General features: G+C 70.4%; 11 protein-coding genes. 6 read left to right on the top strand and 5 right to left on the bottom strand.

The window, feature by feature from the left end; genetic code table 11:
- Positions 1-3: 3 nt before the first annotated feature.
- Positions 4-936 carry an alpha/beta fold hydrolase gene (locus tag D3226_RS00915; protein WP_202380558.1) on the bottom strand — a complete coding sequence of 311 codons (933 nt, stop codon included), beginning with the start codon at positions 934-936 and terminating at the stop codon, positions 4-6.
- The gene (locus D3226_RS14520) at positions 933-1550 is read right to left on the bottom strand and encodes a TetR/AcrR family transcriptional regulator C-terminal domain-containing protein (RefSeq protein ID WP_202380557.1); all 618 of its coding nucleotides are present in this window, start codon (positions 1548-1550) and stop codon (positions 933-935) included. Before D3226_RS14520 ends, D3226_RS00915 begins: the two co-directional genes overlap by 4 nt.
- Positions 1551-1677: 127 nt before the next feature.
- Here D3226_RS14520 and D3226_RS00905 point away from each other — a divergent pair, with 127 nt between their 5' ends.
- The 5 genes from D3226_RS00905 (at position 1678) to D3226_RS00885 (ending at position 7324) form a co-directional block, all read left to right on the top strand.
- A complete protein-coding gene (locus D3226_RS00905) occupies positions 1678-2883 on the top strand; it encodes an MFS transporter (protein WP_202380556.1) in 1206 nt (401 codons plus the stop codon).
- Positions 2884-3046: 163 nt separating this feature from the next.
- Positions 3047-4687, top strand: coding sequence for an amidohydrolase (locus D3226_RS00900; RefSeq protein ID WP_202380555.1), 1641 nt, complete (start codon positions 3047-3049; stop codon positions 4685-4687).
- 129 nt (positions 4688-4816) lie between these two features.
- Positions 4817-5686, top strand: a complete 870-nt coding sequence (locus tag D3226_RS00895) for an alpha/beta fold hydrolase (protein ID WP_202380554.1) — start codon at positions 4817-4819, stop codon at positions 5684-5686.
- Between the two features lie 67 nt (positions 5687-5753).
- Positions 5754-6803 (top strand): lipoate-protein ligase LplAB, encoded by a 1050-nt coding sequence (locus tag D3226_RS00890; RefSeq protein ID WP_202381471.1) that lies wholly within the window; start codon positions 5754-5756, stop codon positions 6801-6803.
- Between the two features lie 47 nt (positions 6804-6850).
- A complete protein-coding gene (locus D3226_RS00885) occupies positions 6851-7324 on the top strand; it encodes a P-loop nucleotide/nucleoside kinase family protein (RefSeq protein ID WP_202380553.1) in 474 nt (157 codons plus the stop codon).
- On the opposite strand, the gene D3226_RS00880 is transcribed toward D3226_RS00885, so the two are convergent.
- The 3 genes from D3226_RS00880 to D3226_RS00870 are packed head-to-tail and all read right to left on the bottom strand — an operon-like array spanning position 7321 to position 13328.
- A complete protein-coding gene (locus tag D3226_RS00880) occupies positions 7321-8286 on the bottom strand; it encodes a quinone oxidoreductase family protein (protein WP_202380552.1) in 966 nt (321 codons plus the stop codon). The genes D3226_RS00885 and D3226_RS00880 overlap by 4 nt on opposite strands.
- Positions 8287-8295: 9 nt before the next feature.
- Positions 8296-10506: a YhgE/Pip domain-containing protein gene (locus D3226_RS00875; RefSeq protein WP_202380551.1), complete on the bottom strand. Its 2211-nt coding sequence runs from the start codon at positions 10504-10506 to the stop codon at positions 8296-8298.
- Complete coding sequence (locus tag D3226_RS00870; RefSeq protein WP_202380550.1) at positions 10503-13328, bottom strand: MMPL family transporter; 2826 nt, start codon at positions 13326-13328, stop codon at positions 10503-10505. Before D3226_RS00870 ends, D3226_RS00875 begins: the two co-directional genes overlap by 4 nt.
- A gap of 165 nt (positions 13329-13493) precedes the next feature.
- Between D3226_RS00870 and D3226_RS00865 the strand changes: the two genes are divergently transcribed.
- Positions 13494-14189 carry a TetR/AcrR family transcriptional regulator gene (locus D3226_RS00865; RefSeq protein WP_202381470.1) on the top strand — a complete coding sequence of 232 codons (696 nt, stop codon included), beginning with the start codon at positions 13494-13496 and terminating at the stop codon, positions 14187-14189.
- The last annotated feature ends 10 nt before the right edge of the window (positions 14190-14199 follow it).

Below are 14199 nucleotides of genomic sequence, written 5' to 3'. Positions count from 1 at the left end.
GCGCTACGCGGTGATCCGTCGCAGCTCGGCGACAAAGTGTGCGATCGTCGCGCGCGCGTCGTCGCGGGCACGCTCGTGCTCCTCGGGGCGGTTCAGGTACCCGTGCACGGTGCCCCGCTGCACGGACTCGGCAACGTCCACGCCCGCGGCGCGCAGCTGTTCGGCGAACTGCTCGCCGGAGGCCCGCAGGTCGTCTGCGTCGGCGTGCACGAGGACGGTGGCGGGGAGCAGCGCGAGGCGCTCGGGCGGAAGCTCACCCGCCACGCAGGCGCCGCCCGCGAGCGGCTCACCGGCAGCGGACCCCAGATAGAACGCGTACATCTCAGCGATGCGCTGCGCGTCAAAGCGGCGCTGCGCGGGCAGCGTCGCGGTGGCCGCGCTGATCGCCGCGTCGGCGCGCTGCACGCGATGCAGGGTGGGGTATTCCAACAGCAGCGCGTCGGCGGGCCGACCATCGCCCAGGGCGGCATGCTCGGCGCGGTTCAAGGCGGCGAGCACGGCGAGGTGCGCGCCGGCGCTCGCTCCGCCGATGACGAGTGGCGTGGGCCCCGCCCCGCGATCCCGGTCTGCTCGCGCGCGATCCTCGCGCGCCACCCAGTCGAGCACGGCAGCCACGTCGTTGCCCGGGGCAGGCGCCTTGACCCCGTCGCTCGCGAGCGCGTAGTCCACCGAGTACACCCGGATGCCGGCCGCGGCGAAACTCCGCGCCACCCAGTCGGCCTCCGGCCAGTCCAGTGTGCCGCGCACAAACGATCCGCCGTGCGCCCAGACGAGCGTCGCCCAGGCACGCGCCGGCTCGTAGACGCGCACCGGCACCGATTCCGATCCCACGCGATTCGGCGCACCCACCTCGCGGCCGCGCGCGGGACCTGGCACCGCGATGTCCGTGATGTGCAGACGGCGCTTCTCGGCCCGCCGGCGCAGCCAGCCGATCACTCCTGCACTCCCGCCGCGACCCGCGCGCGGATGCCCGCGATGATGAAGTCGAGACCCCGGTCGAACACGCGCCGGTTGCGCTCGGCCCCTAAGGGGTGGCGGCGCAGCAGCGGGCCGAGCACGGGACCCGAGTGCTCGGGATCGAGGATCGTGTCGGGTGAGAGCGCGTCGAGCGCGGCACCGAAGGTGAACGCGTCGATCACCTCGATCGTGGTGAGGATCTCGGTGTCGGGCACGCCGGCGTCGCCAAGCGCTGCGGCGAGCGCACTGTAGAACCGCAGCACGTCAGGCTCGTCGATCACCACCGTGAGCATGAGCTCGAGTGCGCGCGGGTGGTCGGCGTACATGCGCCAGGTGAGCTCCACCTCGCTGCGGATGCGGCTTTCCCAGTCGGTGTGCTCCGGCGCGACCGCGATGTACTCGGTGACGAGCACCTCGCGCAGCGCACGAATGACGCCGTCGCGCCCATCGACGTGGTGGTAGAGGGACGAGACACTGACGCCGAGGCGCTTGGCGAGGGGCACGAGTTGCAGGTCGTGGCCGGCGTCGACGTAGTCGAGCGCGGCCCTCCCGATGATCTCTCGGCTGAGCCGGGCGGTGCGGGGTCTCGCCACGGGGGTCCCTTCGTTGGTGCTGCTTGACAGATCCTCCCACACGGGGCACGATACACACTAAAACCGAAACCGTTTCGATTAATTCGCTCGAAGCGTCTCACCGCCAGTGCAGCCGGAGAAGATTCCCGTGACCATCACCCCCACCGCGACAGACCCGCGCCACCCGCTCACCGTTCGAAACGGCAGCGCGACGTTCATCATCGCGCTCGCGAGCCTCATGATGGCCAACCTCGCGCCGTTCGTCATGACCGCCCTCGCGGGCCTCGGCTTCGACGTCATCGCGAGCGGCAACATCCTCACCTGGGCGCTACTCGCGTCCGCCGTCGTCGGCCTCGGCACCTCGCGCCTCGCGGCGGGACGCGCGCGACGCCCACTCGCGGTCGCCGGCCTCGCGGTCGCGGTGCTGGCCTTCGGCGTCGCCGCCCTCGTGCCTGCCCCGGGCGCTGCCGTCACCGGCCTCATCGTCGGCGGTGCGGGCGTGGGCGCCGCGATTTCCACCTCCGGTGCGGCGATCGCGGCCCTGCGCAACCCAAACCGGGTCTCCGCTACGAGCGGCCTCGTCAACCGGGTGCTCATCACGATCATCCTGGCTATCGTGCCCGTGCTCGGCATCACCCAGGGCAGCGTCTTCGGCACCCTCGCGCTGATCTCACTCGCGGGCCTCGCGCTTGCCGCCTGGCTGCCCGACACCCCGGAGCACGCCGCTCCCGTTGACGTGACCACAAGCCTGCAGATCGCGGAGCCGCGTCGCATCACGATCGCGGGCATCGCGATCCTCATCGTGTTCCCGCTGTGGGGCACGAGCGAGGACGCGATCTGGACCATGGCGCCCGTGCTCGGCGACGCCGTCGGCCTCGGGGAGCAGCCGCTCGGTTTCGCCCTCAGCCTCGCCGCTGCCGGCGGCATTCTCGGCATGCTCATCGTCTCAATCTTCGGGGCACGCATCGGCCGCGCCGTCCCCCTCGCCATCGCCCTCGCCCTGGGCGGCGCGTTCAAGATCGCCATCGGCTTCGCGACGGATCCCATCCTGCTCGCGGCCCTGATCATCGCGGTCAACACGATCTACGCGTTCGCCTTTGCGCTGTTCATCGCCACCGCCGCCGGGCTCGACGCGCGCGGCCGCTGGTCGGGCCCCCTGCTCGGCGCGTACCTCGTCGGCTCGAGCTTCGCCCCGCTCATCGGCGGTGCACTCATTGAGGGGATCGGGATCCCGGGCTTCACCCTCATCACCGGGCTCGTGAGCTTCCTCGTGATCGTGCCCACCGTGATGATCGCCCGCGTCTCGGTCGGCGCGGAGCGCGCCCTGGCCCGCGCAAGCGAGCGCGCGAGCTAGCCGCCGCGCCCAGAGGCGCCCGGCGGCGGCGGCCCGCTCGCGAACGCGCCGCACACCCAGCACCCGGCCGTACCCCGTACGATCGCAGCAGGCCCTCCGATTTCCCCGGGGACACGCGCCGTGACGGCGAGGTCCCGATCCCAATCGAAAGAAAGCGAGTCCCATGAGCTCCGAGACCACCCTTTACCGCAACGCAACCGTCTTCACCGGCGACGCAGCGGTTGCTCCGCGCGAGAGCTTCGCCGTGCGCGACGGGCTGGTGCTCGCCGCGGGCGATCTGGAGTCGGTGCGGCTCGCCGCGGGCCCCGACGCGACCGAGGTCGATCTCGGCGGCGCCGTGGCCACGCCTGGCATCGTCGAGGGCCACGCCCACATGCTCATGCTCGGCGAGTCGCTCTCGAAGGTACAGCTGCGCGACGCGAAGACCCTCGCCGAGGTGCAGCAGCGCCTCGCCGCAGCCCGCGCGGCGGCCCCCGACGCACCCCGCCTCCTCGGCACGAGCTGGCTCTTCGACATCTTCCCCGCCGGCGTGCAGCCGTCCGCAGCCATGATCGACGAGGTCGTCGCCGACGTTCCCGTCATTCTCGACGCGAACGATCTGCACTCGGTGTGGGTGAACACCGCGGCGCTTGAGGCGATGGGCATCACACGCGACACCCCGAACCCCGTGGGCGGCGAGATCGTGCGCGACGAGAACGGTGACGCCACCGGGTTCCTGCTCGAGACCGCGGCGATGACGCACGCATGGGGCTACCTCGATGCGGTGCGCAGTCAGGATGATCGGGATCGTTACCTCGCCGCCGCGTTCGACGCGTACCTCGAGACCGGGGTGACCGGCGCGACGGAAATGTCGTTCGGCGAGGCCGAGGTGGCGACCTACCGGCGCCTGCTCGACCGCGACGGGCGTCTCCCCTTCCCCGTGAATGCGCACTGGCTGCTCACCGCCTCCGGCGATGTTGCGACCGACGTCGCGCAGATCGCACAGATCGCGCGGGTGCGCGACGAGCTTGCCGCCGAGTATGGCGACGCCTGGCTGAAGATCGTCGGCGTGAAGTTCATTCTCGACGGCGTCATCGATGCCTGCACCGCGAGCATGCGCGCGCCCTACGCGAACGGCGCGCTGCCCGGCCCCATCTGGGAGCGCGAGTTTGCCCTTCCCGTGGCCGTCGCGGCCGACGCTGCCGGGCTGCAGCTCGCGTTGCACGCGATCGGCGATGAGGCGAGCACCATCGCGCTCGACATGGTGCAGGAGTGCATCCGGGTGAACGGCCCGCGCGCCGACCGCCGGGCGCGCGTTGAGCACCTCGAGTACGTTGCCGACGACACGATTGCCCGCATGGCGGCGCTCGGCGTCACGGCCTCGATGCAGCCCGTGCACTGCGACCCCGCGGTGCTCGACAACTGGCAGGCGGTGCTCGGCGACGAGCGCGCCACAACCGGCTTCCCGTGGCACAAGTTCCGGGAGTCGGGCGTCGCGCTCGCGCTCGGCACCGATGCGCCCACCGCGCCGCACGTCGCGCCCGACAACCTGTTCATCGCGCTCACCGCAGAGTCGGCGCTCGATCGCAGCCGCGCGCCCTACCAGCCCGAGCGCGTGTTCACGCCGGCGCAGGCGCTCGAGGCGCTCACCCTCGGCGCGGCCACCGCGACCGGCCGTGGCGAGGAGCTCGGACGCATCGCCTCCGGGTACCGCGCAAACGTTGCGGTGTGGACCGCCGACCCGCTGGCGGGCGCGCCCGCCGAGCTGCTCGGCACCGGCGCCGCCCTCACGCTGGTGGACGGCGCGGTGGCGCACCGCCGCTAGCCTGCCCGGCTTCCCCGCCCGCCCTGGCCCTGCGAATCGGGGTCACTTTGGCAGGGTGTCGCACGCTCTCCCCAGGCGACACCCTGCCAAAGTGACCCCGATCGGGTGGGCAGCGGGGAGAATGGGGGCATGAGCACCGCACCCGAGGCACGCACGGAGTTCAGCTATGTCGACGCGCACGGCGTCGAAATCTCGGCCTACGAGTGGGCCGCCGCTGAACCGATCGCAATCGTGCAGATCGCACACGGCATTGGCGAGCACGCGCTGCGCTACGACGCATTCGCGCGCCAGCTCACCCAGGCTGGGTTTACCGTGATCGCGGATGATCATCGCGGGCACGGCGAGACCGGCCGCCGCCAGCACGGCGGCGAGCTCAGCCTCCTCGGCAAGCTCGGCCCGGGTGGCCTCCGCGCGACGGAAGCGGAGATCCTCCAGCTCACCGACATTGCGCGCGAGCGCACCCCCGGCGTGCCGCTGGTCATGTTTGCGCACTCGTGGGGCTCGCTCATGGCGCAGCGCATTCTGAACGCACACCCGACCGAGTGGGATGCCCTCGTGCTCTCTGGGTCTGCGTACCGAACGCCCCGCTTCATGGAGAGCGGTGACTTGAACGCGGCGTGGGCGGGCAGCGAGGCGAGCGGCTTCGAGTGGCTCAGCCGCGACCCGGAGGTTGCTCGTGCGTTCATTGCCGATCCGCTCTGCTTCGAGGCCGACATTCTGAAGCTCTTCGGGATCGCGGATGGGCTCCGACTGTTCGGCACTCCCGGAGCCGAACTCGATCCCGACCTGCCACTCCTCATCACCGCGGGTGCGGCCGACCCGCTCAGTCGGCGTGACGGGCTGCAGCGCCTCGCCGCCGCGTACCGCGCGCGCGGCCTGCGGGACGTGACGCTCAAGCTGTACCCCGATGCCCGGCACGAGATCCTGAACGAAACAAACCGCGACACGATCATCGCCGACATCACCACGTGGATGCTGGAGCGCGTCGCGGCAGACTGAGCGGGCGCGCCAGCGGGGAAAACCACTCGCCGGAAACTCGCCGGAGGCGTACCCTGAGAGCATGAGCATGCACGGCGAGTACAAGGTTCCCGGCGGCAAACTCGTTGTCGTTGACTTCGAGGTGGAAGACGGCCGGATCAGCAACTTCCGTCTGTCCGGTGACTTCTTCCTCGAGCCCGACGACGCACTCGCGTGCATCAACGACGCCGTCGAGGGGATGAGTCCGAACGGCACAATCGAGCAGTTCGGCGAGGCCATTCACGACGCGCTTCCGAGCGAGGTCCACCTGCTCGGCTTCACGCCCGCGTCCGTGGGGGTGGCGATCCGCCGTGCGATCACGGGGGCGGCGCACTGGCGCGACTACGACTGGCAGATCATCCACGAGCGACCGATCACGCCTGTGTTGAATGCGGCACTCGATGAGGTGCTGACGACCGCCGTGGGCGAGGGCCTACGCGGCCCAACCCTGCGCATCTGGGAGTGGAACGAGCCCGCCGTGATCATCGGCAGCTTCCAGTCGGTTCAGAACGAGGTTGATGAGGCGCAGGCTGCCGCGCACGGCGCTCAGATCGTGCGTCGCATTTCCGGCGGCGGGGCGATGTTCATGGAGCCCTCCGCGAGCATCACGTACGCGCTCTACGTTCCCGGCGAACTCGTGCGGGGCATGAGCTTCGCGGACTCCTACGCGTACCTCGACGAGTGGGTGCTCGAGGCGCTGCAGTCGCTCGGCATCGATGCGCAATACAAGCCGCTGAACGACATCACGAGCCCGCAGGGCAAGATCGGCGGAGCCGCGCAGAAGCGCCTCGGTTCGGGCGCCGTGCTGCACCACGTGACCATGGCGTACGACATGGACGGCGAGGCGATGACCGAGGTGCTGCGCATCGGCCGCGAGAAGCTCTCCGACAAGGGCACCACGAGCGCGCAGAAGCGCGTCGACCCGCTGCGCAGCCAGACCGGCCTTCCCCGCGAGGAGATCATCGCGAAGATGATCGACGTGTTCAAGCGGCGGCACGGCGGCACCGAGAGTTCCGTCACCGAGGGCGAGTGGGATGCTGCGGAGCGTCTCGTCGAGCAGAAGTTTGAGACCGAGGAGTGGCTGCGCCGCGTCCCCTAACCGGCCGCGTGAGCGGCTCCGGTTGGGGCGGGCGTGAGCCAGCGCACATGAGCGAGCCACAGCGGCCTCGCGTTGTCATGATGTGTGGTCCGGCTGGCGCCGGCAAGACCCACCACGCTCAGCGTCTGGAGGCCGCGGGGTTCACCCGCCTCTCGTTTGAGGTGGAGTTCTGGGAACGCGGCATCACCACGATGCCCTCCGCGGAGGTTGTCGCCGACGTGGCCTCGGCGCTCAAGGAGCGCCTGCTGCACCTGAACGAACAGGGGCACGATGTTGTGCTCGATTTCGGGTTCTGGTTCCGGCGGCAGCGTGACGAGTACCGCGCGCTGCTCGCCCCGCGAGGTGTCGTGCCGGAGACCGTCTACATTGCGACGAGCCTTCCCGTCATCCTGAGTCGGGTAGGCAATCGCCACGGTCGGCACGCGGACGATTGGCCGCTCACCGAGCAGACGGCGACGGCGTACTTCGAACGCTTCGAGCCGCCCACTCTCGACGAGGGCCCCCTCACGGTGATTCGTTAGGGAACCAGGATGACCTTCCCCGTCGTTGCGCGCCCCTCCAGCGCCGCGTGCGCCGCACCAGCTTCGGCGAGCGGGAAAGTGGCCCCGACGCGCACGCTCAGCTGACCCGCGGCGATCGCGTCGAAGAGCTCGCCATACCGCCACGCGCGCTCCTCGGCGCTGAGCAGGAAGTGTCCGAGCGACGGCCGCGTGACCGACAGGGATCCCCCGGCGTTGAGGCGCTGCAGGTCGAAGGGCGGCACGGGCCCGCTCGCGGCGCCAAAGAGCACGAGCTCCCCGCGCACACGCAGCGCACGCATCGACTGGTCGAAGGTGTCCTTTCCGACTCCGTCATACACCACCGCAACGCCGGCGCCATCGGTCAACTCGCGCGCACGCTCGGCGAAGTCGGCATAGTCGAGCACCTCGGCGGCGCCCGCCTCTCGACTGAGCGCCTGCTTCTCAGGGGTCGAGGCTGTCGTGAGTACGCGCACGCCGCGAGCGGTGAGGAGCTGCGTCAGGAGCAGCCCCACGCCACCCGCGCCCGCGTGCACAAGCACCGTGTCACCGGGCTGCGGCGTAGCCGCGGAGGTTGCGAGGTAGTGGGCAGTGAGCCCTTGGAGCGGCAGCGCGGCAGCAGTTTCCGCCGTGATCCCCTCGGGCACGCGCACCGCACGCTCCGCGGCGACAACGAACTGCTCCGCGTAGCTCGCGCGCGCTTCCGCGGTGGTGACGAGATCGCCCACCGCAAACCCGGTGACACCGTCACCCAGCGCGATCACCCGACCGGCTGCCTCGGCTCCCGGCGTGAACGGGAACGGCACTGAGTACAGCCCCGTGCGCTGATATGTCTCGATGAAGTTCACGCCGACCGCAGCGGTCCCGACGAGCAGCTCGCCGGGACCCGCCTGCGGCTCCGCAACCTCGCGAACCTCGAGCACATCGGATCCGCCGGGGGCCTGGGCAACGATTGCACGCATCATGCCCTGAGCCTACGCCTTGCGCTGCTTCCCCACCGCAAATGCGGTGAGCGCGAGGCCCGCGAGGGCCCAGAGGATCAGGATCGCGGCTGCGCCGCCCGCACCCGAGGCGCCCGTCGCAATTGCCTGGAAGCCGCCCAGCGCCGCACCAATCGGACTGAGATCCCCCACCGCGGCGAGCGGCGCGGGCACAGTCGAGACGATCCCCACCGCGAATGCCACGACGAGCAGCACGAAGGCAATGAAACGCCCGAAGCCGCCGAGAAGCGCCGAGAGGCCCTGCACGAGGAGCGCGAACGCGATCCCGGCGAGCAGCGCGAGCCCGAAGAACCCGACTCCCTGCGCGAAACCGTAGCCCAGCGCAATAGGCAGGATCACACCGGCGATTGCGCCCTGCGCGGCCCCCAGGCCGAGCGCGGGCAGCGCACTCCGCAGCGTGATGAATCCGACGCCGCGGGCAGCCTCACGCGTGCGGCGCCACAGCGGCGCGAGCACGAGGAACGAGGCGAGTGCGCCAGCCCAAAGGGCGATGCCAGCGAAGAGCGGCACACCGGACGCGTTGAACAGCTCATCGCTGCCACCCTCCGCCTTCACGGGCGCGAGCGCGGTCTCGGCGAGCTTGTCGCGCTGCGACTCCGTGTAGTTCGGGATTCCGCTCGCGGCCTGCCCGAGCCCCTTCGCGAGGTCCGCGGTGCCCTTAGCTGACTGGCCGGCGCCGTCGGCCAGCTTCTCAGCGCCGTCGGCAAGCGCGGGGGTGCCCGCCGCAAGCTCGGCGGTGCCCGAGGCAAGGCCGCTCGCCCCACCGGCGAGCTCCGAAGCGCCGCCGGCCAACGCAGACGCGCCGTCGGAGAGCGCGTTCGCGCCCGAGGCCACCCCGTTCACGCCCGCAGACAGCTGCGCGGCGCCTCCCGCGAGCGACTCTGCGCCGCTCGCCAGGTCATTCGCTCCCGCGGAGAGGTCGTTTGCCCCGCTTGCGAGTTCGGCAGCTCCTGCGGCGGAGGCCTGCGCGCCAGCCGCGAGGTCTTGTCCGGCGCTCTGGAGCGCACCGATCTTCTCGCCCGCAGCACTCATCTGCCCAGAGACCTGCGCGATCGCATCAAGCGCCTGCTGCTTCAGAGCGGGATCCGGGATCGGGATCACGCCGTTTTCAATGTCCGCCTGCAACTGCGTGAGCATTGCCTGCACCTGACCACCGCCAGCGACCACCTCGCCCAAGATCTCGTTGATCCCGCCCGTGTACCCGGCGACCCCGGCCGAGAGCTTGTCGGCGCCCGCCGCGTAGTCCTGCACCCCGGCGGCGTAGCCCGCCAGGCCCGGGTTGTCAGGCCCAGAGCCGCTCGCAAACGCCCGAAGCCCTGCAGCAAGCTGCCCGCTGCCACCGGCCAGATCGTTCGCACCGCCCGCGAGGGCGCCCGCGCCGGATGCCAGCTCAGAGACGCCGCCCGCGAGTTGGCCCGCACCGCCGGCGAGCTCGCCAGCGCCACCCGCGAGCTGCTGTGCACCGCTCGAGAGCTGCTGCGTCCCGTCCGAGAGCTGCTGCGTACCGTCGGCCAGCTCCTTCGCCCCGCTGGAGAGCTGCTTGCCGCCGTCGGCGAGCTTCGTCGCCCCGTCGGCCGCGCCCCCAATGCCGCTGTGCAGCTCGTTCATGCCCACGAACACGCCGCCAACGAACTGCTCGCCGAGCTGCTGGTTGAGCAGCCCCGTCGCGGTCTGCGTGACCGCCTGCGAGAGCGCCGTGTCGATGAGTCGGCCCCGCTCACTCTCGCGAATGTCGATCGTCGCGGTCTCTGCATCGTCCGGGTCCCCCGACATCGAGGTTGCGGCGGCGGAGAAGTTCTTCGGGATCGTCACAACGGTCGTGTAGCGGCCCTCCTTCAAGCCTGCGTCGGCGTCCTCCTCGTCGGTGAGCACCCAGGTGAAGTTCTTCGCCGGGTCGACGGTGTCGTCCTTCGCGGCGTCCGTCTGCTCGGCAGCCCCGGCCCCGCCACCCGCGTCGATGAGCTCGCCCGCGAGAAGCCGCCCAAGCGGCACGAGCTGCCCATCAACCTCAACGGGCTCATCTTGGTTGACCACCGCGGCGGTCACCGAGTCGAGCCGCTCGGTGGGGTTCCAGAGCCCCCACAGCAGCACGCCGGCCACGGTGAGCGGCACGAGGATCAGCCCGAGCAGGGTGGTCCAGCGAACGGGCTTGCGCCCGGAGAGCCGAGCGAGTGCGGCGCTCATCGTGCGCCTCCTTCGAAGATCGGGGTGGTGGGGGTGAGGGCCGGCTCAGCCCCAGCGGGTGGTGTGGGCGCGGGCCCCGCATCGGCGGGCCGCAGCAGGCGGATCCCCTGCGGAAGCACCCGCTCCGCAATGTCGCGCTCACCGAGCACCACGAGCGCAAGCTCACCAATCTGGTCGCGGCTCGCCTCAGCGGCGCGGGCTGCGAGGCCGGAGCGCATCGCATCAACTGTCTCGAGTGGGATCGGGCCCTCCGCTGCACCGCGCAGGTCCAGCAGCAGCAGTGCCGGGCGGTCGCGCAGCGCCTCCCGGAGAGTCTCGGGCGTCGCCCAGCCCGAGCGGGCACGCAGGGAGCTCGCCCGCTCGGGCAGCAGGAGTCCGGTGACCTTGGCGGTGCCGTGCACGACGGGCGCGCGGCCGACGAGCGCCGTGGCAAGCGGCAGGCTCACCGGGTCACGCGGGTCGAGCAGCAGCACATCGCCCGCGCCGATCCGCAGATCCGGGATCGCCGGCCCCGAACCAATGTGCGCGCGCTCAGTCGCGATCACCGCGTCGGGTCGGTCGGCGGGCCACTCCGCGTGCGCGAGCTCGCGGGCGAGGCCCTCGCCCTCCACGTCGAACGACGGAAGCACCTTCGCGAGCCAGCGCGGCATCTGCCAGGCCCGATCGCCGAGCAGCGCGAGTACGGCGGGCACGAGGGTCATCCGCACGACGAACGCGTCAACGAAAACGCCGACGGCGAGGCCGAGCGCAATGACCTTGATGCTCGGATCGCCCTCTGGCACGAACGCGGCGAACACCGCGAACATGATGAGCGCGGCGGCCGTGACCACCTTCGCGCTGCCGACGAAGCCGCGCTGAATCGCGGTCTGGGCATCGGCGCCGTGCACGTACTCCTCGCGGATGCGGGCCACGAGGAACACTTCGTAGTCCATGGCCAAGCCGAAGAGCACGCCCATGAGGATGATCGGCATGAAGCTGAGCACGGGCCCGGTCGATGGCACGTGCAGCAGGTCTGCGAACCAACCGAGCTGGAACACCGCGACCACCGCTCCGAAGGCCACGCCGACGGAGAGGAGGTACCCGAGCGTCGCTTTGATGGGCACCCAGACGGAGCGGAACACCATGGCGAGCAGGATCAGCGAGAGGCCGACGACCAGGATGCCGAAGGGCACGAGCGCGTGCATCAGCATCTCGGACACGTCGATCCCCACCGCGGTAAAGCCGGTGACTGCGAGGCTCACGCCGTACTTCTCTTGCCACTCATCGTGGTGCTCACGGAGTTCGTGCACGAGGTCTGCGGTGCTCGCAGCGTGCGGCCCCTCCTCGGGCACCACCTGGATGATGCCGGTGTCGGCCCCGCGGTTCGGCGTCGACAGGGGAACCTCGGCAACCCCGGGCACCGCCCGCACCTCATCGGCGAGGTCCTCCATGAGCCCGAGCGGATCGGTGCTCGAGATGATGGAACCGGTGAGCAACAGCGGGCCGTTCGCGCCCTCGCCGAAGTGCTCGCCGGTGAGCTCGTACGTAACGCGCGCGGGGTCGTCCACGGCGAGCGAGGTCGCGTTCGGCAGCGCAAGACGCAGCTGCAGCGCGGGCACCGCGGCGAGGCCGAGGAGCACGAGCACACCGAGGATCGTGACGATCGGCTTGCGCGTGACCGTGCGCACCCAGCCCGCAAAGAAGCGGTCGGCGCGGGACGGCTGCGTGCCGTTCGGCGCGCTCGCGGATCCCACGCTGGTGTCCACGGAATCGCCAGCGGCATCCAAGTCTCCGCTGGCCTCAAGTGCGCGGCGGTGGCGCTTCGGCAGGATCTTCATGCCGGCCATGGCCATGATTGCCGGGGTGAGGGTCACCGCGATGAGCACCGCGACCGCGACCGCCGCGGCAGCGGCAACGCCGAGCGCGGTGAGGAACGGGATGCCCGCGACCGAAAGGCCGACGAGCGCGATGATCACGGTGAGGCCGGCGAACACCACCGCGGAGCCTGAGGTCGCCGTGGCGCGCGCAATCGACTCCTCGACAGGCACACCAGCGCGCAGCTGCTCCTGGTGCCGGCTGACAATGAAGAGCGTGTAGTCAATGCCGACGGCAAGGCCGAGCATCAGCGCCAGCATCGGTGTCGTCGAGGTGAGGTCAACAAACGCCGTCACGAAGAAGAGGCCAGCGATCGAGACGCCCACGCCGATGATCGCGATGAGCAGCGGCATGCCGGCGGCGATGAGCGAGCCGAGCGTGAGGATCAGCACGACGAACGCGATCACCACGCCGACCGCTTCCGTGGGCGAGATGCCCGGGATCGCGGCGGAGAAGGCGTCGCCACCGTACGAGGTCTCGCCGCCCGCGGGGAGCGCCGCGCGAATGTCGGCGGTCGCGTCCTCGATGCCCGTCACCGTCGCGTCCGGGATGCTTCCGGACGTGGCGTCGAGCTGGATGGTGAGCAGCGCGGCGCTGCCATCGTCCGCAAGGCCTCCGCTCGCCTGCTCGCTGAACGGCGTCTGCACCGTGATCACGTCGGGCACGTTCTCTAGCTGCGCTGCGGCGTCCGTGATGATGTCGCGGTACGGTGCGTCCTCGACGCTTTCGCCATCGGCCGCGACCACGATGATCGTTGCGCTTGTGCCGCTCACCTCGGGGAACGTGCGCCCCAGCGAGGTGATCGCCTCCTGCGATTCGGTGCCCGGGATCGTAATCGGTGCATTGGCGCCCTGACCGAAGACCACGGCGCCCGCGCCGAGCAGCGCGAGAACAGCGATCCACAGGATGAGCACAAGCTTGCGTGCGCGAATGGCCCAGCGGCCGATCGCGTACAGGAGGGTCGACATGAGAGGGAAAGGGCCTTCCGGTCGCTAACGGGTTCGATACACGAGTGCATCCGTTTCGATACACTAATGTATCGAGGCCTGCTCCGAGCAGGCTGAACGTGAGAAAATGGGGCCATGATTCCTTCACCCGAGCGCGCTGCGGACGCCACCGTCCGTGAACCGGGTATGCCCACCGGCGCCCTCGCCGCGGTTCACGCCGATGCGCCGCCGAGCGCCCGGCGGCAAGAGACGCGCACTCGCCTGCTCGATGCCGCCATCGAAGTGTTCGCCGAGGAGGGCCTGCAGGGCGCCGCGGTCGAGTCGATCTGCGCGCGCGCCGGCTTCACGCGCGGCGCGTTCTACTCAAACTTCGAGAGCAAGGAGCAGTTGTTCCTCGAGCTCCTCGCCCGCGAGTTCGATCGCCGCGCCGAAGACCTCGCGGAGAAGGCGCACGAACTTGCCCCCACGCTTCGGGAGCGCAGCGGCTGCGTATCCCCGACGGAGGCTGCGGGCTACATCGTGCAGTTCTTCTCCCCGTCAGAGGACGCGACAGCGTGGTTCGTGCTGGAGGCCGAGTTCCTGCTCCTCGCAATGCGGGATCCCTCACTCGCCCCCGGGCATCACGATTTCATGGACGGCTTCTACGCGAACATCTCCGGCGTGGTCGAGCGCGTGCTCGCCGCTGCGGGCAGGCGCTTCGTGATCCCGGTTGAGCGGGCGATGCCGGTGCTGAGCGGCGTGTACGAGCAGGCGCTCCGCGCGGCGGCCCTCGCCGGAACGGCCCACACCCAGTCGAGTGCGCTCGACGAACTGGGCGATCGGCTGGCCGAGCTGCTCTTCGCCCTGACCGAAGAGATTCCCGAGGGCGCCGAGCTCGCCTAGGATAGAGGGC

Origin of the sequence: Leucobacter chromiireducens subsp. chromiireducens (assembly GCF_016758255.1) — a bacterium.
GTDB lineage: Bacteria > Actinomycetota > Actinomycetes > Actinomycetales > Microbacteriaceae > Leucobacter > Leucobacter chromiireducens.
Note: the sequence above shows the minus strand (reverse complement) of the source record. Positions and strands in the feature narration are given on the sequence as shown.

Coding starts and splice junctions, on each gene's coding strand:
- D3226_RS00900 (WP_202380555.1), top strand. CDS start 3,047: ATGAGCTCCGAGACCACCCTTTACCGCAACGCAACCGTCTTCACCGGC.
- D3226_RS00895 (WP_202380554.1), top strand. CDS start 4,817: ATGAGCACCGCACCCGAGGCACGCACGGAGTTCAGCTATGTCGACGCG.
- D3226_RS00890 (WP_202381471.1), top strand. CDS start 5,754: ATGCACGGCGAGTACAAGGTTCCCGGCGGCAAACTCGTTGTCGTTGAC.
- D3226_RS00885 (WP_202380553.1), top strand. CDS start 6,851: ATGAGCGAGCCACAGCGGCCTCGCGTTGTCATGATGTGTGGTCCGGCT.
- D3226_RS00880 (WP_202380552.1), bottom strand. CDS start 8,286: ATGATGCGTGCAATCGTTGCCCAGGCCCCCGGCGGATCCGATGTGCTC.
- D3226_RS00875 (WP_202380551.1), bottom strand. CDS start 10,506: ATGAGCGCCGCACTCGCTCGGCTCTCCGGGCGCAAGCCCGTTCGCTGG.
- D3226_RS00870 (WP_202380550.1), bottom strand. CDS start 13,328: ATGTCGACCCTCCTGTACGCGATCGGCCGCTGGGCCATTCGCGCACGC.
- D3226_RS00865 (WP_202381470.1), top strand. CDS start 13,494: ATGCCCACCGGCGCCCTCGCCGCGGTTCACGCCGATGCGCCGCCGAGC.